The organism is Streptomyces sp. NBC_01003 (genome assembly GCF_045162695.1).
In the GTDB taxonomy this organism is placed as follows: Bacteria; Actinomycetota; Actinomycetes; order Streptomycetales; family Streptomycetaceae; genus Streptomyces.
Genome location: NZ_CP108707.1, coordinates 8,217,775 through 8,240,539, shown reverse-complemented (window position 1 = coordinate 8,240,539; position 22,765 = coordinate 8,217,775). Strand labels below are relative to the sequence as shown.

The following is a 22,765-nucleotide window of genomic DNA, read 5'->3' as shown; positions in this document are numbered from 1 at the left end:
GCAGGGCGAGGAGAAGCAGAAACACCATGGCGTTCATGAGCAAGAACAACTCTCGCCCCGAAGACCGGCCGCTGCTGCGCGAGTTGATCGACATCCCGGAGTCGGTGTCCACCTCCGACTTCGTATTGAAGCTGAACGAGGCGGTCACCCCCGAGGGGGCCGAGGCGGCGCTGAAGGACTACGTCGTCACCGACCGGCTGCTCGGCAACTTCGACGAGGCCCTCGACCTGATTAAGTCGGCGCTGGACAGTCACTCGTCCAAGGCGGCCTATCTGCACGGTTCGTTCGGTTCTGGTAAGTCGCACTTCATGGCTGTGCTGTATGCACTGCTGTCGCGGAATCAGGCCGCGCGAGCCCGAGCAGATCTCGACCCCGTACGGACTCGTCACTCCTGGCTGGACGCCGACGACCGCAAGTTCCTGCTGGTGCCGTACCACATGCTGGGCTCCAAGTCTCTGGAGCAGCGCGTGCTCGGCAAGTACGTGGAGCACGTACGCAAGCTGCACCCCGGCTGCCCGTTGCCGCAGGTCTATCTGACCGACGGGCTCTTCGAGGACTTCGCCGAGCAGCGCCGGCGTAACGGTGACGAGCGAGTGATCGAGCAGCTCGCCGACGCCGGAGGCGGCCAGGAGGACGAGTGGGGTGACTCCTTCGCCTGGACGACCGAGCTCCTCAATGAGGCGGTCGCCGCGCAGGAGGAGCACGACAACACCAAGAGCCTCGACCTGGAGAGCCCCTCCACGCCGCAGGAGTTGAGGGCTCGACTTGTGCAGGACCTCACCCAGACCCTGTTCCCCTCCTTCGCGCGGAACGCCTCCGAAGACGCCGATGGGTTCGTCTCCCTGGACAAGGGGCTCGGCATCATCGCCGCGCACGCCAAGGAACTCAACTACGACGGGCTCGTCCTGTTCATGGACGAGTTGATCCTGTGGCTGGCCTCCCGTATCCACGACCAGAAGTTCGTCTCCCGCGAAGCCGACAAGATCACGAACTTTGTGGAAGGTGCCGACGAGCGGCGCGCCATCCCGGTGGTGTCGTTCATTGCCCGCCAGCGCGATCTGCGTGAGCTGGTCGGCGAGGAGATGTCGGGGGCCGCCGAGGCCGCCGTACAGGACACCTTGAAGTTCAGTGGCGGGCGCTTCGACAAGGTGGTGCTCGAGGACCGGAACCTGCCGCAGATCGCACAGGCCCGCCTGCTCACGCCCTCCACCGCTGAGGGCGTGGCGAAGGTTAAGGCCGCGTTCGCCGAGGCCAAGAAGCTCGGCCCGGACGTGTGGGACACCCTGCTCGGTCACGACAAGTCGACCACGGGGGCCGACGAGACTGCGTTCCGGCGGACGTATCCGTTCCCGCCCGCGTTCATGGACACCCTGGTGCACATCTCGGCCGCGCTGCAGCGCTCCCGTACCGGCCTGAAGTTGATGAGCCAGCTGCTCGTTGATCACCGCGACGACTGGCGGCTCGGGCAGCTCGTGCCGCTCGGTGATCTGTACCCGGCGATCGCCGGGGGCGGCGACAAGGCGTTCAGCGGGGAGACCAGTGTCCACTTCGAGGCCGCCGAAAAGCTGTACCGGGACAAGCTGCGTCCGTACCTGCTGAAGGCCAACCAGGTCACCGAGGATCAAGTCGAGGCGTATCGCCGTCGTCCCGAAACCCTCAACGATCCCCAACTCACGGCCCGCTGCCGCGACTTCACCGGCGACAGCCGACTGTTGCAGACGCTGCTGCTGTCCGCGCTGGCGCCGAGTGTTCCCGCTCTTGCCGACCTCACGCTCGCGCGGCTGCACGCCCTCAACCACGGCTCCATCACGACCCGTATCGCGGGTACCGAGGTCGGCCGCCTTGAGCACAAGGCCAAGGAATGGGCGGTTAACTTCCCGGAGATAAAGGTCACCGGTACCGGGCCGGGCGCGGTGGTGCGCCTGGAGCTCACCGGCGTCGACCTCGACGCCGTCCTCGCCAACGCGCAGGTGCACAACAACCAGGGCAACCGCCGTACCAAGATGCGTACCCTACTCAAGGACGCGCTCGGCGTCAGCGACGGACCTGGCGGCTTCGACGCGTACGACGTGCTCGGTCTGGTGTGGAAGGGGACCGAGCGGCAGGTCGAGGTGGTCTTTGGGAACGTCGCCGATCCCGACTCCCTGCCCGAGACCACTCTGCGTCCCAGCCAGGACGACGCCTGGCGCCTCGTCGTCGACTTCCCTTACGACGAGGGCGAGTTTGGCCCGATGGATGACTTGCAGCGGCTGCGCTCTCTGCGGGAGAAGCCGGGCGGTGACTCGCGCACCCTTGCCTGGCTTCCCACTCATCTGACGGATGCCTCCCGCGGCGACTTCGAGCGTCTCGTCGTCATCGACAAGGCCCTCGCGGACGAAGCCCGCTTCGACGCCGAGTACGCGCGGAGCCTCAACGCGGACGACAAGGAGCGCGCCAAGGGCATGCTCCAGTCGCAGCTCCTCGTCCTCACTGAGCGGGTCAACCTGTCCCTGCGGCAGGCGTACGGGCTCGCGCAGAAACAGGAAGGGGTGGTCGACCTCAGCTTCGACAACCATCTGGTCGCCCAGCAGGATGTACCCGATCTGCGGCCCCCGCTCGGCGCGCCGCTGGAGTCCGCCGCCCGCGACCTGGTCGGCAAGCTGCTCGCCCAGCAGTACCCCGCGCATCCCAATCTGGACCCCGAGGGCACGGGCAGGCCCGTGAAGCCCGCCGAGATCAGGACCGTCTTCGAGTACGTACGCAAGGCCGCCGAGGACCGTGACGGGCAGGTCGAGGTCGAGGCGAAGGACCGCAAGGTCATGGCGCGGATCGCGGGCGGGCTCGGGCTCGGCGCCATGCGGGAGGCGTACTACCGGCAGTCCACCGCCTGGCCCGACCACTTCAACGCCCAGGTCCGCAGGGACGGCGTCGCCGAGCCGACCCTGGTCAAGTTGTCCGACTGGAGTGAGTTGCCCGATCGGCGTGGACTGCCGGAGCCGCTGCAGCGGTTGGTTGCCGCCGCGTATGCGGAGATGACCGACCGAGTGTGGGTGCGCGGCGGCGTGCCCATCGAACCCGCGCCCGCACCGCACGAGTTGAAGCGGGACTACGCCCTGCGCGAGCAGCAGCTGCCCAGCGAGAGCGACTGGGACGAGGCGCGCAAGCGCTTCGAGCCGATGCTCGGGAAGCGGGCGCCGCAGTTGCGGCGCGGGCGGATCGTCAACCAGTTCGCCGGGCAGATCAGGCAGGCTGCCGCCGCGCTCGCGCAGGACACCGGACGGCTCGTCGGGGAGCTGGAGAAGCACCGCGACTTCCTGCGGCTCAGCGACGACTCGCCCCGGCTCGTTCTCGCCCGACGGGCGCAGGAGTTGGTAAAGGAGGCGACCGAGGCCGGGATCGATGCGAAGTCCGTGGTGGACCGGCTCGCCCGCTTCGACCTCGGCGACTTCACCGCACATCGCTTCGGCATGTCGCTGATGAGTTCCGGGAAGGTCGCTAGCGCTCTGCAGAACACCGTCTGGGACCAGTTGAGCTTGGCCGACACCCTCGGGGTGGACGGTGCGGCGGTCCTGGAGCGCGTGCGGGACGCGGCTGCCGGGGACCCCGGTGACTACCCCGACCTGCCGGGAGTATTGACGGCCGCCGGCCGGGAGGTGCTGTCCCTGCTGAGGTCCCGGCGGACCGCGGTCGAGCAGCCCCAGCCGCCCGTCGAACTGCCGCCTAGCTCCGAGAGCGTGGATCTGAACACCGGTTCAGCCCACCCGCAGGTACTGCCGGAGCCGGGGCCGGGGCCTCGTACTCCATCGCGGTCCGCAGCCCGTTCCGGCGGCGGGCGTACCACCGCCGCCCGAGCAGCCGCCGAACTGCAGGCGGAAATCGCGGCGCTCGCAGCCGAGAACCCGAACGCCACCGTCGAGGTCGTCTGGAAGGTCGTCGACTGATGCCCGACACGGTCACCACAGCCCCCGCGACCGTCGGCCCCGCCCGGCTGTCCGCAGGAACCGTCCGCCAGTACGTCGCCGCCCGCAGTCGGCTCGGCGACGGCACGGCCCGCGTACTGCTGCTGCGGGCCGCTCCCTCTTGGGACGCGCCCGCGGTGCAGCGAACTGCCGGCGGACTGCAGGCACGGGTGGCCGTGGGTCCCTCGGTGCTCGCCGTACACGAGCAGATCCTGGGTCACCTTGACGCGCCGGAACCCGTCGATCCCAGGGTCCTGATTGTCCTCACCGATCGCGAGGACACCGACCTTGACCCCGGGCTGCTCGCCCGCGTTTACGGCGGCAGGATCCGGTCTGTCGACAACTGGGAAGTCGTACAGGAAGCGTTCGACGCGCGCGGCCTCGACGGGCGGCTGCGCGGCGAGAAGTGGGCGGCCGAAGCACTCCTCGACGCTGCGGCAACCCGGGGCTGGCCCTCGCTCGGTCGGGGCCTGCTCTCCCGCGACGAGGCCCTCACCCGGCTGGCCCGGCGGCGCCTGAGAATCGGCCGCCATGACACGAATCCGCTTGGCCGTCCGGCCGCACACGACGACGGGGACCGCATCGATCCGGTCGCACTGTTCCAGTGGACCCTCACCCCCGGCGGCCCGGATCTTCTGCGCGACCTGCGCGGCCCGGAACGGGACGGTCTGGCCCGCTTCCTCTCGGAACCCGAACAGGGCGGGTCCGCCGGCCGGATCGTCACCGCCCTGGTGGACGCCGAACACGGGGCGGACGCAGCGGCGTACGCGGTGGTGTGCGCTGCGCTGTGGGGGCACGCGGAAGCCGACCACGACCTGTACCGGGCGCGCGGGCGGGCCGAGCGGTGGCTCGGCGAGGCACCGCCTGCCCAGGGTGACGATCTCGACAGGCTTCTGACCTCCTTCGGTCAGAGCGGCGAGGCGTACGTCCGCAGCCTGGTCGACCGGGGAGAGCACCGGCTCGCCGACCCCGTCCTGACTCGGGCCGCCCAGCTCGTCACTCAATTCGGGGCACAGGCTGCCGCTTCGGCCAGCCCTCTGCTCGAATCCGGACTCGACACACGCTTCAACATCGCGGGCCACGCACTCTCCGACGGAGATGCAGAGAAGGTCACAGTCGCCATCACCGCACTGGTCGAGCATGCACTCGCCGCGGACGGCACCAACCAGGCCCGTATCGAGCGAGTACGGATGGCTGCACGGTTGCGGCGGTGGCTCACGGTCGAGAACGGATCCGAGATCGCCTCGGTGGCCGACGGCACCGCCCGTCAGATCCGCGAACTCGGCTGGGTGGACCGAGCCTTGGAACACCTGGAGGCAGGCGGCGACGCAGACGCTGCAATCTCTGATGCGTACAGCCGGATCGGCGCCCAGGTGCGCGAGCGGCGCAAGGAACTGGACCGAACCTTCTCCGAGCGGCTCGCGGTGTGGACCGCCGATGGCACCGATCCCCGCTCCATGCTCACCGTGGAGAGCTTGCTCAGTCGCGTGGTCACGCCTGTCGTCGAGAGCCCAGGCCGGCGGGTCCTGCTGCTCCTCATCGACGGCATGAGTGCAGCGATCGCCGCCGAGCTCGGGGAAGAACTGCGTGGCCAGTGGGCCGAGTTCGACCCCCACACCGAAGCGACCGGCCTACCGGCCCGGCGCGCGGTGGCTGCCGCGCTGCCCACCCTGACCACCATCTCTCGCACCTCGCTGTTCGCGGGCACCCTGATGAAGGGCGACCAGAACGACGAGAAGCGGCTCTTCCCTCTCCATTCCTGCTGGAACGGGGCCCCGGCTGCCGTATTCCACAAGGACGACCTGCGCGGCCCCGACACCGGCTCGCCCTTCTCAACCGCTCTCTCCGAGGCGCTGTCCGACGAGCGCACCCACGTCGCGGTCGTCCTCAACACCGTGGACGACCGGCTCGGCAAGGAGCAGAAGCTCGGCGACGGCGCATGGGCGGCGAAGGAGATCGGCGGTCTGGAGCCGCTGCTGCGCGCCGCCCGTGCGAACGATATGACCGTGCTCATCACCTCGGACCACGGCCATGTCGTGGAGCGGCGCGGCAGCAAGCTCGATGCGGCCGGCGGCACCGTCGGCTCGGCACGCCATCGCACCCCTGGCGGACCTGTAGCACCGGCCGAGATCGAGCTGTCCGGGCCCCGGGTGGTCTGGCCGGAACCGGGGGCGCGGATCGTCGCGCTGCGCGACCACGACGCCCGGTACACCGCGCTGAAGGCGGGCTACCACGGCGGAGCGACACTCGCCGAGTTCACCATCCCGCTGCTCGCCCTGCTGCCGTTCGGCGCCGAGCCGCCCGCAGGTTGGCGCGAGCTGGGCGACCCTGCGCCCGTGTGGTGGGAGGAGGGCACCGAGGCTGCAGACGAAGTGGAGGCGGAAGCCGCTTCCGCCCATGACACTGCCACAGTGCGCCCCCAGCGTAAGCAGTCCAAGAAGTCCGCCCTGCCCGTGCCCGAGGGTGTCATCGGCCTCTTCGGCGAAGAGGAGGTGGTGCCCCCGGCACCGCAGGCACCTACTGAGCCCTCGCAGCGGACGACTACCGATCCGGCGAAGGAGACGGCGACTGCACCCGCCCCGGCAGCGGACCCCGCCACCGCGCTGGTGGAGCGACTCATGTCCACCGAGCTGTACCAGGCGCAGCTGGGCCTGCTCGCCCGTCCGCCGCGCGACAAGACCCTCCTCCCGAAGGCGCTGACTGCGCTCGTCGAAGCGGGCACCCTGTCGATGACCGCCCTTGCCGAGCGCGCCGGCCAGCCAGCCACCCGCGCCCCCGGCTTTGCTGCGACGCTCGCCCAGCTTCTCAACTACGACGGAGCCCAGATCCTGGAGATCCTCCCCGACAACCGGACGCTGCGCCTGCACCGGGCCCAGCTGGTCGAGCAGTTCGGCCTGTGAGCCGGCACCACCAACCCAACCGGACTTCGAACCGGCGGGGCCGTGTCCGCCTGGATGGGAGACTGTTCTGGTGAACGGGTTTGGATCTTCAGCCTCCGGCGCCGCCGCCCCCGTCGGGGCCGTACGCCGACGCGCCGTGGTGGACGCGCTGCGGCGCGGCGCCGTCCCCGAGAGCGGACTCGACCTGCTTGCCACAGGACTCGGCCGATTCGAGCAGGCCATCGACGAGGAGCTGGACACAGTCGCTGCCGGCGGCTCGGTGTTCAAGGCAGTACGTGGTGAATACGGCTCCGGCAAGACCTTCTTCACCCGGTGGCTCGGCGAGCGCGCCAAGCGGCGCACGTTCGCCGTGGCCGAGGTGCAAGTGTCGGAGACCGAGACCCCCCTGCACAAGCTCGAGACCGTCTACCGGCGCCTCACGGAACGGCTGACCACCGCAAGCTTCCCGCCCAGCGCCCTGCGCCCGGTCGCCGACGCCTGGTTCTATGCCCTGGAGGAGGACGCCCTCGACGACGGCACCGGCGAGGAGGAGCTGGCGCAGGCGGTGGACCGGCTGCTCACCGCACGCCTGGCCGAGGTGTCCCGGCACGCACCCGCCTTCGCTACCGCCTTGCGCGGCTACAAGCAGTCCCTGGACGCCGGCGACGAGGCCACCGCGGCTGCGGTGATGTCCTGGCTCGGCGGGCAGCCGCACGTCGCCGCAGCCGCTCGGCGCAGCGCCGGCGTCCGAGGCGACCTCGACCACTTCGGCGCCTTCGGATTCCTCCAGGGCCTACTCACCGTGCTCCGGGACGCCGGACACGCGGGGCTCATCCTCGTACTGGACGAGGTGGAGACCCTGCAAAGGGTCCGCTCCGATGCCCGCGACAAGGCACTCAACGCCCTGCGACAGCTCATCGACGAGGTCCACTCCGGCCGCTTCCCCGGCCTGTACCTCGTGATCACCGGAACCCCTGCCTTCTACGACGGCCAGCAGGGCGTGCAGCGTCTCGCCCCGCTCTCCCAGCGCCTCGCCACGGACTTCACCACCGACCCGCGCTTCGACAACCCCCGGGCCGTCCAGATCCGCTTGCCGGGATTCACCGAGGGATCGCTGGTCGGACTCGGCTCCACCATCCGTGACCTGTACGCCGAGGGCTCCCAGACCCCCGACCGGATCAAGCAGCTCGCCGACGACGCGTACCTCACCGACCTGGCGCGTGCCGTGGGCGGGGCCCTCGGTGGGAAGGTCGGGGTCGCACCGCGGCTGTACCTGAAGAAGCTGGTCGGAGACGTACTCGACCGGATCGATCAGTTCGAGGACTTCGATCCGCGTACGCACTACAAGTTGACCGTGGGCACCGGTGATCTCACCGCAACCGAACGGAACTTCGCCGCACCCGTGCCGGTTGCCTCGGCTGACGATCTCGACCTGGATCTCTGAGGATCGATCGGCCGGAGCTCCAGGCTCCGTAGTACCGAACTACGCCGACCAGCACAGGAGTCACCGACGTGCAGGACCAGCCGCGCGGCACCGACCCGGTGGACCGCCTCGACCCGGTGGTCCTGCACCACATCGTCAACACGCTCGGCTGGCCCGATCTGCGCCCCCTGCAGAAGGCTGCCGTAGGCCCGCTGATGGATGGCGAAGACGCGATCCTGCTCGCACCGACCGCCGGCGGGAAAACCGAGGCCGCCACCTTCCCCCTGCTCTCCGCCATGCGGGAGAACCGGTGGACCGGTACCTCGGTGCTCTACCTCGCCCCGCTCAAGGCGCTCCTGAACAACCTGGTGCACCGGGTCGACAGCTACGCCCAGTGGCTGGGACGCCGAGCCGCCCTGTGGCACGGCGACACCCCCGAATCGGTACGCCGCCGAATCCGGACCGAGTCCCCCGACTTCCTGCTCACCACGCCTGAGTCGCTGGAAGCGATGCTGATCAGCGTCAAGACCGACCATGCCCACATGTTGGGAGGGGTACGGGCTGTCGTCGTCGACGAGGTGCACGCCTTCGCAGGGGACGACCGTGGCTGGCACTTGCTCGCCGTACTGGAACGCCTGGAGCGACTGGCCGGCCATCGCATCCAGCGCGTCGGTCTCTCAGCCACTGTCGGCAATCCCGACACGCTCCTCACCTGGCTGCAGGGCGCAAGCCCCGCTGGCCGGCCCGGCCGAGTTGTCGCACCCGGCGTCACTCTGCCCGCCACCACCGACGCTGCGAGCACCACTGAACTCCCGCGCCCCGCAGGGGAAGTGGAGCTCGACTACGTCGGTTCCCTCGCCAACGCGGCCAAGGTGATCTCCGCCCTGCACCGGGGCGAGAAGCGGCTCGTCTTCTGCGACTCCCGCAAGCAGGTGGAAGAACTCGGCGCGGCACTCCGCGTCCGCGACGTCACTGTGTTCCTCTCGCACGCCTCGCTCTCCATGGACGAACGCGCCCGTTCCGAGCAGGCGTTCGCGGAAGCCCGTGACTGCGTCATCGTCTCCACCTCCACCCTGGAGCTCGGCATCGACGTCGGCGACCTCGATCGCGTCATCCAGATCGACTCCCCCGGCAGCGTGGCCTCCTTCCTGCAGCGCATCGGCCGCACCGGACGGCGCGCTGGCACATCCCGTAACTGCCTGTTCCTCGCCACCCGCCCCGACATGCTGCTCCAAGCCGCGGGACTGCTCTCTCTGTGGGCCCGCGGCTGGGTGGAACCTGTCACCCCGCCTCCTTCGCCTCGCCACCTCGTCGCCCAGCAGCTCCTCGCTGTCACCTTGCAGGAACACCGCATCGGCGACCGGTTGTGGCCCGAGCACTGGAACGGCCTCGCTCCCTTCGACCGCTCCGCCGCGCCGCTCCTGTCGCACTTGGTCTCCGAGGGCTTCCTCGACAGCGACGGCGGGATGCTGTTCATCGGCCCCGAGGCCGAAAAGCACTTCGGCCGACGGCACTTCATGGAACTGACCGCCTCGTTCACCGCGCCCCCCGAGTTCACCGTGCTCGCCGGGCGCACGGAGATCGGCACCACGGATCCGTCCGTCCTCACTGAGGAGCGTCAGGGCCCACGGCGGCTACTCTTGGCCGGCCGCAGCTGGCAGGTCACTTTCATCGACTGGGCACGGCGCCGCGCTTTCGTCGAGCCGGTCGAGGACGGCGGCGTCGCCAAATGGCAGGGCAGCGAGGCCCGCGGCCTGTCGTACGCGCTCACGCGCGCCATGCGCGAAGTCCTGCTCGGCACCGACCCGGACGTCAAACTCACCCGCCGCGCCACAGCGACCCTCGCCGAACTCCGCATGGACCGCGCACCCCACGAAGTGCATCCGGCGGGCACCCTGTTGGTCCGCGACGCGGACGCCGCCCGCTGGTGGACCTGGGTCGGCTACCGCGCCAACGCCACCCTCGCCGCCTCCCTGGGCAACCTCGCCGACCCCGTCCAGCGCCCCACCGACACCCACGTCCGGCTTCGCCAGGACCTCTCCCTCGCAGACTGGAAAGCCGCCCGCGCCGAACTCCCTGACTCCCTCACCCTGCCCACCGTCGACCCGCGGGCCGTCCGCGGCCTGAAGTTCTCGGCGGCTCTGCCTCCCCGCATCGCCACCTCCACCCTCGCCGAGCGCCTCGCCGATTTCGACGGCGCCCTCGCCGCAGCCCAGGAGCCTGTACGTGTCGAATGGAGTGCTTGATGGCTGAGCAGGAGTTCGGCCGTCTCCATGCCCGTGGCCGCTTCATCCCAAGCCAAACGAAGGTTGATCATTCAGCAGACCCAGCTAGCGTTTGGGTCTCGAAACATTCAGGCACTCAGCTTCCGGGTTCGCTCTTCCCGGTGGACGTGCACAGGTCGTTGTCAGTGGTCCCTCTTATCCTGAGTTGACTCGGGCCACGCGCGAACGACGGAGGATCACTGCATGGGGTGGGACAACAAAGCGTGCCGTCGGCCGCCTAGATTCAGCAGGGCCGAGGAGCACACATACGTACGCTTCTCGGAGCACTGATCGGATGCCGAAGCGCAGCGTCCAGCAGCGGGCTGGGTACCGGGGTGAGGCTTTCGTCGACAAGGCCGTCTCCGATGCTGGCCATGTGTGGAACGACACCAAACGTGACTTCGCCCTCGACGGGCAAATCGAGTTCGTGGACGTCGACCGGGAAGTCACCGGTGTCGCCGTCCTGGCTCAAGTGAAAGCCACGGAAGTCGGATTTCGGGGCGAGACGGCGACGGGATTCAAGTTTACGTGCACGGCCGACCACATCGCCTACTGGCTTCGGCTGGGGCGACCAGTCGTGCTCATCTGCGTCGACCTGCGTATCCAACAGGCATGGTGGAAGCGCGTCGACACCTGGTTCGACGACCCTGAACGCAAGGCCCGGCGGGTCGTCCAGTTCGACAAGACCGCAGACCGCTTCGACCCCGATGCCTTCAGCCGGCTGTCGGCCTTGGGCGTACCCGTGGGGGAGCCGTTGCCGCGACTCGAAGGAAGCGAACAGCTGGTCTCGAACCTCCTCAAGGTTGAGGGCTTCGCCCCACTCATCTACGAGGCGTCCACGCCCTGTCGTGACCGCGGCGATGCCTGGGAGCGGATGCGGTCGAACGGCAACCAGTTCGAGAGTGGCTTCCTCTTGGCTGCCGGACGGATCTTCTCACTGAGCCGACTGGACGAGGGCCCGCTGGCCGTGCTCTGCGACGGGCCGGTCAGCTCCGTCCCCAGTGAGGAATGGGCGACCACCGAGGACCCCGACCTCCAACGGCGCTTCGTATCCCTGTTGAACTTCACGCTGCGCTCCGCCCACCATCCCGAGTTGGTCTGGCATGCCACCAAGAAGGTCGTCTATATGCAGGCCCCGCCGGACCGGTCCCGCCGGAAGATCAAAGGCCGCTATCGAGGCAGCCGCGGACGCACCTTCTTCACTCCGTATTTCGGCAAGGACGACCAGACCAAGATCAGCTTCTGCCGTCACTACGCTGCCAGCCTGTACTTCCGCCGCTGGAGTGAGCAGTGGTTCTTGGAAATCAACCCCACCTACCACTTCACCATCGATGGCCACCGCGACTCCCTGTTCGACGCCGAGTACGTCCAGAAGATCAAGCGGCTGGAACGCAACAATGCCGTCTACCAGCTTGTACGCGCCTGGGCCGACTATCTGCAAGGCGATGACACCCTGTTCAGGAGCCGGGATGAGCGCATCCGATTCGGACAGCTCCTGCAACTCGACTGCGACGCCGCCATCGACGAAGGCGTCTGGATTCCGCAAGAACCAGCGCCGAAGCCGAGCGTGATCGGGCTGGCCGAGGGCCTGTGGGAGCTGCCGCAATGAAAGCACCAGTGCTCCATGAGCCGGAACTGGAGTTCCGGGCCGGAAACCGTCACATCGATCCCCGCTACGGCATCAGCGTGTTCGGCCCGGCCGACGCCGACTCCCCTACCGGACCCCGTCAGATCCCCATCGCCTTGGTCGGCCCCGCCCATGCGGTCGACGGTATCCGGAGTTGGCTGCGGCGCTGCCAGAACCCCATCGAAGCGAAGGAGACGAAGCCCGGGCAGGAGAATCTTCACCAGCCGTTCCCCGGTTTCAGCGGCCACTCCCCGTTCGGTGCCCAGCTCGTCTTCGACGACGCCCTCGTCCGCGAGATCCCCGAACGCCAGCTGCGCCGCCTTGCTCGCGTCGACATTGCCTCCGCCACCGCCGATGCGGTCGAGCTCTACGCCGACGCGGCCCGGTCTCTGGCCGAGACCGGGCGCTGCCGGGTCATCATCTGCGCTCGCCCTGAAGAACTGCGGGACAGAGAAGACCATCCTCCCTCGGAGGAGGTCGTGACCGACCGCCAGGAGGAACAAGGCGGGCAAGGGGTCGGAGGCGATTTCCACGACCTGCTCAAGGCCGCCGCACTCACGCTATCGGCCCCCTTGCAACTGATGCGCAAGGAGACCTGGACCGGGATCCCGGCCAAGACCAACGGTCCAACCGTCCGCCCGTTGCAGGATGAGGCAACACGGGCCTGGAACCTGCACACCGCCCTCTACTACAAGGCCGGTGGGACCCCTTGGCGCATGCAGCGCCACAGCTCCGATCTAGCCACCTGCTACGTCGGGGTCAGCTTCTACCGCAGCGCGAGCGGAAACGAGCTGCACACCGCCGTCGCTCAGGTGTTCAACGAACGCGGCGACGGCGTCGTTGTCCGCGGCGGAACCGCGCAGATCTCCAAGACAGACCGCCAGCCCCACCTGACGCTCTCGGACGCCCGGCAGTTGCTGCTGGACGCCTTGTCCGAGTACCGCTCCGCCCATGGCCACCAGCCCGCACGCATTGTCGTTCACAAGACCTCGAACTTCACTGCCAGTGAGGTCGACGGATTCCACGAAGCCGCCGACCTGCGTGAGATCGACCATGTCGACCTGCTGTGGATTCAGCGGCGCGGCGCCCCACACCTGTACCGCACCGGTCAACTCCCCCCGTTGCGCGGCACCAGCGTCCAACTGGACGCTCGTTCCCTGCTCTTGTATACCCGCGGCTCAGTGCCGTACTTCCGGACCTACCCCGGCCTGTACGTCCCCCAGCCACTGCTGATCCGGCCGGCAACACACGGCACAGATCTGCTGACCGCCAGCATGGACATCCTCGCCCTGACAAAGATGAACTGGAACAACGCCCAACTCGACGAACGTGACCCCCTCACTTTGCGTACCGCCTACCGAGTCGGTTCGATCCTCAGGCACGTCCCGCCCAACGCCCGCATCGCCACCCGTTACGCCTACTACATGTAGGCAAGGGCGCCCTCAACAGCGCAACCGACGCAGCACGCTAGTGCGGCGCCAGTGTGTGAGGGGGCAGCCTGTCCGGCTCTCCCGCTTATCGCACCCTCCGGGGCGGCGTGAGGTGCCTGATCGTCGCCTCGGGCCGCGACTGGTACAGCGCGACCTCCGTCTTGAACTGCGGCAGATAGTTCTTCATGACCGAGAGATGTCCGTTCCTAGATCCGCAGGGCCGCTGTGTCGTGTGTCCAGTCTCAAGGGTCAAGACTCCGAGGCGATGCCACCCACACGGGAACAGGGATGCGGACACAGGCTCCATAGTCTCCCGATCGAGCCGCACCCCCAGCTTTTGCTCGGCGCGATCCAGTACGGCCTCTACAGGCTCCTTGCGCAAATCCACTGAACGCAGCGTGATACGCCAGAACGGACCAAGCCACAGGTGCACCAGTGCGTTCTTCGGATGCCGTAGGACCGCGTCAACAAGGTATGCGTTGGCGGCCTCGGCCCTGCGGGTGGATTATCGCAGTCGCGTCGCGCGGGCTGCGTTGGAGCGATGCCCAGTAAGTACCCAACTGACTATGAGAGTTCGAGGCACACAGCGTGACATGACTCCTCAGTGCGTCGCTCGCGCGACCACAATTCGGGGTGCTTTTCCTCGCGATACTCGAGTGCGTTGACAGTGATTTGACGGGCCCATGGATGACGAGGACTTCTCCTGTGTTTGCTGCCGCCGATGTGGTTTCTGGCGAGATCGACGAACTTGATCAGGAGCAACGTGAAGCCCTGGATGCCTGTGTCATCGCAGCCATGACGTGGTGCACCCCCGAAGGCGACGTGCGTGCACGCGTTCGACTACTGATGGAGTGCCACGGCCGGTACATGCGTGCATGTGGGGTTTTCGGCGAGGCCGCGTCGTTCCCCAACTTCCTGGATCGACTACGCCGTGCCTCGGTCGGAGAATTGCTGCCCGGTCCAGGCTCGTGGTCACAGATCTACGGCGAGCGTCTGTTGGAGGACGACGGCACGGCCACCGCAGTCTTGATCCGGCTGGTGATGGAAGCCTCGGAGAAGGCCCAAGACGTACCCGGAATGGGTGCTGACCTACGGCACGTACACAGCGTCCTACGCGCGTTGGGCAAACTACCGGTGGGCAGCAGGTTGTCGCGCATCACCGCTGAGGCGGTGCAGCACGCCGTGTTCCGCGCCCTGCTGGATGCCGGATTCGCCGCCTACACGCGGGGGCGTGAAACCTTGATCCTCAGCCCCGCAATGGCGCGGCGAGCCCTGGCCCGGCATGCGCACCTGGTGGATCTCGGGGTGTACACGGCCATCTCGCCGATGCGTCAGTTTGCGGGTTGGTGGGCTCCATGTCCGATCTGTCGTTGGACTATGCGTGCCATCCCCAAGGGCCGCCACACAGCCGAGCTGCTCTGTGAGGACGTGCGCCATGTTGAGCGTGGCGCCCGGTTCAGGATGTCATCGCGGGACGGTCAGTGGCGGCTGGAGCCGTGCGGCGGGGAGATTCGCGATGCCCCGGAGCTGCTGCCGGTTGAAGGGCACGTCGCCCTGTCCTACGGCTTGTGGCAGTGGATCGTCGTCCCGGGTCTGCTGGAGATCGAGCTGAAGGGCCTCGCCGAAGCGGCCGGCGCGGAGGTACGGCTGTGGCCCTATGGCGACAGTTACGACCTGCACATCACCAAAAACGGTGTCACCTGGCGCGTCGATGTGAAGACGTGGGCGGATCCGCAGGGCATCGCTGAGCAGATGCGTGACGATCCAGAGGGGTGCTCGGGGCTGATCTTGGTGATCCCTGAACACCTCAGCGGATACACCGGAGTGCTCGCACGCGTCCTGGGGCCGCTCGGCGCTCGGGTGATCACCGATGTTGCGCTGATCAACGAGGTGATTGCGGCATGAGCCGGGTTCTGGCTGCTGCGCTGGCTCTCGCCGAGCAGTACTTCCCTGCAAAGGACGCCAAAGGGCGGGTGGTGGTCCGGATCGAAGACGCGCATGTTTTGCTGTCGGGGCAGGTGGCGCAGGTATGGCCGCAATGGGATCACCTCTCGTATGAGGAGCAGCAGCGCATCGGCCGCGTGGTGGCGCAACGGTCACGCGCTGAGGCAGATCTGTCTTCCCTGCAACGACGTGTCCGCAAGGGATTTGACCAGCAGTGGGAAGACCCCGTCGTTCACCGCTATGCACCGGGTGCCCGCGACGGCTGGCGGATGGTAGAGGTCTACCCGCGGCACGGACAGCACCCTCTGGACTCGGCGGACCGGCTCTTGGAGCTGGAGGGACGCCCGGTGCGGGTCGAAGTGGCCACCGGAGGCGGCTGGGTCGCGGCGAGCCGCCGGGGGCCCGTCCAGCTCGCCTTCGACAAACTCAAGGTGGGATATGCACCACCCGTGGTGACAACGGTGGACGTCACGGGACCCATTTCCGTCGACCCGAACCTTTTGGGCTGGCTCACACGCACGACGGACGAGGCCATGGAGGGACCTGGCTTCCGCGAGCACCAGGTCGGCCTTCTACTGAGCGGCACGATGGGGTCGGGAACGCAGCTGCCCACTTCCGCCGTGCTGATGGATCCGGGCCCCATGAGACATCTGAGTGCGCCGACCGGCGTGGGCAAGAACGTCTTCGCCCGCGCCCAGGCAAAGCAACTGGCACGAGAGGGCAAGACCGTTGCTCTTCTCGTCAGCGACAACAACGACGTCTTCGGCGAGGTGGAGACGCTGCGCCGCGAGCTGAAGGCGTTGAAGCTCGATGTGGCGGTTACGCCCCTGATCGCGCCGGGGAGCCGGCATGAGTTCACCCTGCAGACCGCGCACAAGGCGGTCGACGACGAGACCGCTCTGTCGCAGATGCCGGAGGACCTCGTGAAGCGGCTGTCCGAGTCCGGCTACGGGTGCGCGGTCACAGCGCAGATGGACGGACCGGACGGCTTCGGTGACGGGCAAGAACCCTGCACCAGCCTGCGCCATACGGATCCCGACGGCCCGAAGGGTGCCTCGCTGTGCCCCTATGTGAACCGGTGTGACAAGTTTTCTCATGTCCGCGCCGCGTGTTCCGCTCAGATCGTCGTGACCACGCATGCCTGTTTTCAGCGCGGAATGGTCAAGATCCCGCTTCTGATCGACGGCGAACTGCGCCGACAGGTCAGCGTTCGGGAGCTGCTGTTGCGCCGCGCGCACCTCGTGATCATCGACGAGGTCGACGCCTATCAGTCCCGTGGCTTCGATGCCTCGCAGAGCCTGACCCTTGCATCCGTCAGCGATCCGAACACGGCCCTACGGAAAGTTCGCGACAACCTCCACCGCGCCCCCTCACGGCTGCGTGTGGAGTCACGAGGTCCACTGACCAGAGCTGTGTGGCTCGCCGAGCAGCTCCTCGATCTGGTCAGCAGCGGGGAGATCTGCACGGAGATCGGTCAAGCTCGGGCACTGGCGGCCGGGCAAGATCCTCGCCGAATGCGTCAGGTCCTGAGAGACCGGCGCCGTTGGTATCAGCCGCACCGGTGGGACCGGGAACTCCTGGACAACCTGATCGGCGTCGATGGCACGGCGAGCGCCACCGAAGAACAGATGGACCATCTCCAGGCCCTGCTGCCCCCCGTTGCTGCCCGGCCCGAGGACCGCGTCATCCCCGCAGTCCTACCACCGAGGCTGCGGCCGGTCCCCCACCTGCTGGAGAGGATGCTCAGCCTCGACGAGAGCGGCCTGTGGGAACTCGACACGATCAAAGAGGAACTGCGGACGGTCATCGATAAAGCCGTCATGCAGCTTGCCCGCGACCGCGCACCCCATCAGGAACCGCAACAGGCAGGCGAAGCTCTGTCGGCGGACGACGCCGCGAACCGCAGTGACGACCAGGAACGGCAGCAGCCTCCGGAGCTGACGCCTGGCCTCGCGGGCGGCGTCTTCCACGCCGTGATGATGAAGGCGTGGCTCACCGCACTCAACCACGCGGTGTTCGACCTCGCCGACCGCGCGGGGGAACTGGCCGGCCACGCCATCGACGGGGCGTCCACGCTTGCCGACACGGTCGGCCATCGCGACACCGGAAACGTGGTGCCGTTCGGCCCGCTGGGACAGCAGATCAGCGGCTTCCGGTTCGAGGGTCTCGATGACACCACAGCCAAACCGTGCCTGCTCATGGAAGTCCTGCGCGGTGACCCGCACACCGAGACCGCCTTCCTGGGCGACATCGTGTCGCTGGCCCTCGCCGGCCACCGCCGGGTTGTACTGGGAATGTCGGCTACTGGGTACCTTCCGCGGGCCGCCCGCACCCATCTGCTGGCCGAGCCGCAGTGGGCCATGCCAGACGCCCAGCGCGGAGGGCTCAGCATCTTCCGCAGCACGCCCATGGTCGACAATCGTGGCCTGGCCGTGGGCAGTACGCCCTTCCACGAGCGCGACGAACGCGTCACCGCGCTCGCCGGCGGATACGCACCCACCCTCATCAGCGACCTCCAGCGCCTCGCGACCGACGTGGCCACCTCCCACCGAGCCCGCGCCCTGATCGCTGTCAACTCCTACAGGCAGGCCCGCCTGTTCGCGACGGCTCTGTACGAAGCCGCCCTCGCATTGGGGCACAGGTTGAAAATCTTCGTGGCCACCCCCGACACGGACGACCCCGACCTCCCGGCGGTTCCCGACGCCATCACCCTGGTCACCCGCGACCAGTTCTCCCAGCTCGCCGACCGCGGCGGCGACGTGCTCATCTCACCGCTCCCGCGCACCGAGCGCGGCCTGAACATCCTCACCACGGCCCCCTCGGGCAAACGCGAATCCGCAATCACGCTCATCGCTCTGGCCATCCGCCCCGTCATGCCCGTCGATGAACCGGCCGCCCTGTCCGCCAGCATCGCCGCCTGCGCCTGGCGCTCCCCGACCGACCACGGCACTCCGGCCGCGCGCCTCGCCGCAGTCCGCAAGACAGCCCGAACTCGCCTCCGAACCATTCTCGCCGCCCCCAAGCGCTTCACAGCACTCCCCGAAGACCTGCGCAGCGAACTGATCGCCACCGTCCTCGGCCAATGCATCCAACTGGCCGGCCGGGGCCGACGTGGTCAGACCCACGTCGAACTCCACTTCATCGACGGTGCCTTCCACGACTCCACCTGGGGAACGGACCTGCCGACCCTCGTACGCGAGCTCTACGAGAGCTACACCCCCCAAGAACTCACCGGAACCGGCCGCACCTACGGGCGCACCGCCGAGGAGTTCCTCGACTACGCCCAAGCTCCGCACCTGCTCACCGGGTTGCGCAAGGGGTACCCAGAACACTTCGGAGTAGCCGCATGACCCTGTGTCCCCCCGGAGACGAACACCGCAAGCGCGCCGGCCTGCTGCAATACCGCACCCACCCATCGGTCCTGGGCACCGTCTTCGCCTACCGCCCCGGCCCCGACGCACTCGGCCTGTGGCACGACATGTGCCGCGCATACAAAGAGCGTGTGGGCGACAAGAAGCAGGACGTCCAGCCGCCGTACCGAGCCCTCGAAGCCATCCTGCGCGCTGTGCTGGGCACCTGGGCACGCTGGGACGTCAGCAACGAACAGGCTCAGCTCCTCACCGCCGCCGAGATGACCGACGAAGACCGGCGTGACGTCTTTGCCTACTGGGGCGAAGCCTTCCTCCCCGACGGGCCAGGGCACCAAGCCGTCCTGCAGCTGGCCGACTTGATCGCAGCAGCACCAGCCCTGCCCTACCCAGCCCTCCCCCGTTCCGTGGCCGGACGACGCACCTTGACCTGGTGGCCCGGTGAACTGGCCCGCTGGCGCCTGGCCGAGGACCTGGCCGCCATCGAATGGAAGCTCGGAGGCAAGGAGCCGACCCGCTTCGTGCTCTGCACCGACGGGACTCTCGCTGCCATCGGCCACGAGCTGCCCAGCGCACCGGACGCAGAGGGACGGCTGCACCGCCTCCTGCCACGTATCAAGATCGGAACCGCAGCCGCAGGGCACTCCGCCCGGCACGCCGTCACCGTCAACGCCGTCACCACACTCTTGGCCAACCGCTGGTACGGCGTCGCCACGGTCCTGCTTTCCAATCCCGACCAGCCGCTCGCCATCTCCGCCCACACCGATGGGCCACTCTGGAATCGGCGCCTGAACGTGCCCGCTGTAGCGGCCAGTCGGCGTCTGGCCGGACTGCCGCGCCTGACTCGCCGTGTACCGCCATTCCCCGACGAACTGGAGGAGAGCGCCATTGCGGCCGGGTCTCCGCTCGGTGCTGTCCGGGCCGTGGCGCCCGAAAGCATCACCACACCCGGCCTGGGCCGCGGCCACGGAATGGAGATGTTCCGGCGGATCGAGTCCCACATCGACCAGCACTGTGAGGCATACCGGGACCAGACCCCCGTCTACATCGAGGTGCCGGGCCTCTCGGTTCCCACGACGAAGACCGGCGTGCGTACGAGCGGGCCGATCCTGCCCGAGCACCTTCCTGCCGCCATGGACGCCGCAGGCATCGACCGGCTCCTCCTTGTGGTGCTTTACCACAACGACGAAGTCCGCTCTCGTGTCCAACGGGAGATCGCACGCCAGTGGCACCTGGGAGACGACTTCGTTGCCTGGGACGGCGATGTGAAGGACAACGTCATCCCCGACCGTGTCGACGTGCTCTTCCTGGAGGACAAGGTGGGCGCCCTCGCACACGGGCCGGCCACCGCGGAGCGCAGACAGCAGCAACTCGACGAACTTCTGGCACCTTTCCAGCAAGAAGACCGAGTCATCGCCGCCATCTGCGAGACAGAGTGGGACCCCAATCGGAAGTACCCCACGCCGGAGGAGAAGGTGAAAGCGGAGGCCGAGGACGGCAAGTGGCCATCCAAAGCAGCACTCGCCAGGCTCGAGATCGGCTCGCAGTACATCAAACAGGCTCCCCCTCCGGTGCCCACAGTCAAAAAGAACGGCGAGCCGTGCAAGCCGTACTTCATCGAACGAGAGACCAAAGCGCGCGAGGGCGGCCTGGCCAACTCCACGGAGAACGCCGTCCGCGACTTATTCCGCGGGCTTGGTGTCATCGACCACCGACTCGGCACCGCATTCGGGAAGATTCCGCTCCCTGACTACTGGCACATCGGCATCCATATCCGACGGCACGCCCAGCCCCGCCAGTACGGGCAGCGGAACACCAAGCCCGCCCCGCTCACCATCGTGCTCACAGCCATCCGGCCCGTCGGCGGTGTGACCGAGCCATGGACTGCATGGGCCTATTCACCCATCACCTCGCGATGGGAGCCCTACCGCAAGACCCGACTTGCCGTTCACTCCGCTGACCTCGGACTGGACGTCTCCAGCTTCCCCACCATCGGAGACGAAAGTCATCAGGCATCGGCAGCAGCACAGATCACCGAAGCCGCGCTCCTGGCCGCACGTACCCAGCTGCCTCAAGCCGCCTCTATGGTCATCTACGTCAATGGCGATACCAGCGAGCCCACTTGGGCCGGCCTCCGAGACGAAAACCTTGGACAGCAGCCACCCGTAGATCTGCCCAGGCCCGCTTCATGGCTCCCCGGCCATGGTCTTCCCCGACGCCAACGCCCCCTCGCGGTCGTCCGCACCATCACGGACATCGAACGCATCGGAAGGCCGACCGGCGGCTACGTCTGGGGCAAGAATGGAAAGTGGGAGCGGACGAAGACCACCGAGAGCCCGTTCCAGCTCGTGTCCGACGACGGATCGAGCTACCTCCCCGACTTCCTCCTCACCACCGTGCCGCGCGCCTGGGCCGCCGGCCCTCCCGGCCGTTTCGGGGCGGAGTACTCGCGATTCGCGCCGGAAGCGGCCCAGCGGCAAAGGAAGAACGGATACGCGCACACAGCCGTACGTCTCACAGTGATTCCCACCGCGGACAACACCGATGCGGATCTGATCGGTAAGGGAGGGATCGTCCTCATCAATCAGGGTGTCAGCTGGGACGGCCGACAAACCGAACCCTCGCCCTCTCGGTTGGCGAAACAGATCGATACCGACCACCCCTACTACCGGCGTAGTAGCGAAGAACCAGAAGCGCCCATCGCGGTGCCGGACCCTGCCAACACCTGACGCGTTGGCAGGTCGTTGATATCGCCGTCGCCCGCAACCAGTCCGGCAAGGGGAACGCGAAATGCAGCGACGACTCACGGATTTCAGAAACCGGAGGGAAGGACGCTGCATCCTCTTGACCAGCCGCACGAAGAGGCCCCGCCGGAGCAATCCGCAGGGATGTCACGACGTATCACGAGCGTATTGCCAACACCAGACACCCTCACACCACGGGCCCCGAACGGGACCTTCTGGATTGTCCTGAACCAGCTGCAACCTCGCGGACGGTTCCTACGACATGTGGGATGCAGTCCCGCGCGGATCCTCGCTGGTGCCGCACCACGAAGGAGCTACTGGCACTGTGCGCAGGTGGCCGAGAAGGATCGCTGGGCACCCCAGAATTCCCGGCACCCTGCAACACATGTGCAGCCAGGAGACTGTCTGACCAGCAGCGCCACGGACCTGACGGCCCATCAGAACGAGCGTCATATGAGCGTCCAGACGCCTCGCGGAGCGTCATTTCAGCGTCAAGATATCGCCCGTAACGCACACAATGCACATTGCGCACATCAACCAAAACCGCAGGTCAGGCACCCTTTGCGATGGGTTCAAGGATCGCGACGCACTCCACGTGGTGCGTCATCGGAAAGACGTCGGCCCCCAACGGCGGGATTTGAACTTTAGCCCTACCCAGGCAGCGTCAGACTCACGCTTTGCGCTCATCCGCTCGGCGCCAGGCTTCTGCCCTGGCCTCGCAGGCAGTCACTCAGCGTGCCCTTGGCAGCGCCTCCGGTGGAATGACGTCCCGTTCCACAACAGCCCGCCACGACGGTCTTCCTGGGGAGAATCTGGGGAGTATCGACGGTCCTGGGGAGCGCGTGGGGAGAATCGACCGCGTAAGGCAGCACGATCCCGAAAGACGCTGAAAGACTTATCCGCGCAGGTCAGAGGTGGGCACAGCCGCATCGATGCAGGTCAGCGCCACCAGGTAGACAACTTCATGACGTACGGGGCGAGATCGTCGGCCTCGACGAGCCCGGGGAGTGATCCGCCTTCCCTCATCGGGGTGACATAGCGGGTCGCCGTGACTTCGGTGAGCATTGCCCCAGGTTAGGCGACACATCATCGCCGTAGGAAAAGTCGATCCGGCATTGAACGTTCCGGTCCGGCGGCCCGTATGAGTG

Annotated in this window: 10 protein-coding genes; 9 read left to right on the top strand and 1 reads right to left on the bottom strand. The window is 67.5% G+C overall.

Annotated elements, in window-relative coordinates:
• Positions 1 to 26 precede the first annotated feature (26 nt).
• From OG698_RS37520 to OG698_RS37480, 9 genes are all read left to right on the top strand, one after another.
• Entirely contained in the window at positions 27 to 3,920 is a 3,894-nt protein-coding gene (locus OG698_RS37520) for a phage resistance protein (RefSeq protein ID WP_406108341.1), read from the top strand.
• Positions 3,920 to 6,838 (top strand): BREX-2 system phosphatase PglZ, encoded by a 2,919-nt coding sequence (gene pglZ, locus OG698_RS37515; protein ID WP_406108339.1) that lies wholly within the window; start codon positions 3,920 to 3,922, stop codon positions 6,836 to 6,838. Before OG698_RS37520 ends, pglZ begins: the two co-directional genes overlap by 1 nt.
• Positions 6,839 to 6,908: 70 nt before the next feature.
• Positions 6,909 to 8,261: a BREX system ATP-binding protein BrxD gene (gene brxD / locus OG698_RS37510; protein ID WP_406108337.1), complete on the top strand. Its 1,353-nt coding sequence runs from the start codon at positions 6,909 to 6,911 to the stop codon at positions 8,259 to 8,261.
• Between the two features lie 68 nt (positions 8,262 to 8,329).
• Positions 8,330 to 10,486, top strand: coding sequence for a DEAD/DEAH box helicase (locus OG698_RS37505; RefSeq protein ID WP_406108335.1), 2,157 nt, complete (start codon positions 8,330 to 8,332; stop codon positions 10,484 to 10,486).
• A gap of 313 nt (positions 10,487 to 10,799) precedes the next feature.
• Positions 10,800 to 12,113: a DUF4365 domain-containing protein gene (locus tag OG698_RS37500; protein WP_406108333.1), complete on the top strand. Its 1,314-nt coding sequence runs from the start codon at positions 10,800 to 10,802 to the stop codon at positions 12,111 to 12,113.
• A 77-nt stretch (positions 12,114 to 12,190) separates the two neighbouring features.
• Positions 12,191 to 13,561: an argonaute/piwi family protein gene (locus tag OG698_RS37495; protein ID WP_406108332.1), complete on the top strand. Its 1,371-nt coding sequence runs from the start codon at positions 12,191 to 12,193 to the stop codon at positions 13,559 to 13,561.
• 705 nt (positions 13,562 to 14,266) lie between these two features.
• Positions 14,267 to 15,466: a hypothetical protein gene (locus OG698_RS37490; protein WP_406108330.1), complete on the top strand. Its 1,200-nt coding sequence runs from the start codon at positions 14,267 to 14,269 to the stop codon at positions 15,464 to 15,466.
• Positions 15,463 to 18,855, top strand: a complete 3,393-nt coding sequence (locus OG698_RS37485) for a hypothetical protein (protein ID WP_406108328.1) — start codon at positions 15,463 to 15,465, stop codon at positions 18,853 to 18,855. The genes OG698_RS37490 and OG698_RS37485 overlap by 4 nt, the downstream gene beginning before the upstream one ends.
• 152 nt (positions 18,856 to 19,007) lie before the next feature.
• On the top strand, positions 19,008 to 21,602 hold the full coding sequence (locus OG698_RS37480; protein ID WP_406108326.1) for an RNaseH domain-containing protein: 2,595 nt from the start codon (positions 19,008 to 19,010) through the stop codon (positions 21,600 to 21,602).
• A 954-nt stretch (positions 21,603 to 22,556) separates the two neighbouring features.
• Here the strand turns inward: OG698_RS37480 and OG698_RS37475 are convergent.
• On the bottom strand, positions 22,557 to 22,682 hold the full coding sequence (locus OG698_RS37475; RefSeq protein ID WP_406111762.1) for a hypothetical protein: 126 nt from the start codon (positions 22,680 to 22,682) through the stop codon (positions 22,557 to 22,559).
• Positions 22,683 to 22,765: the final 83 nt, after the last annotated feature.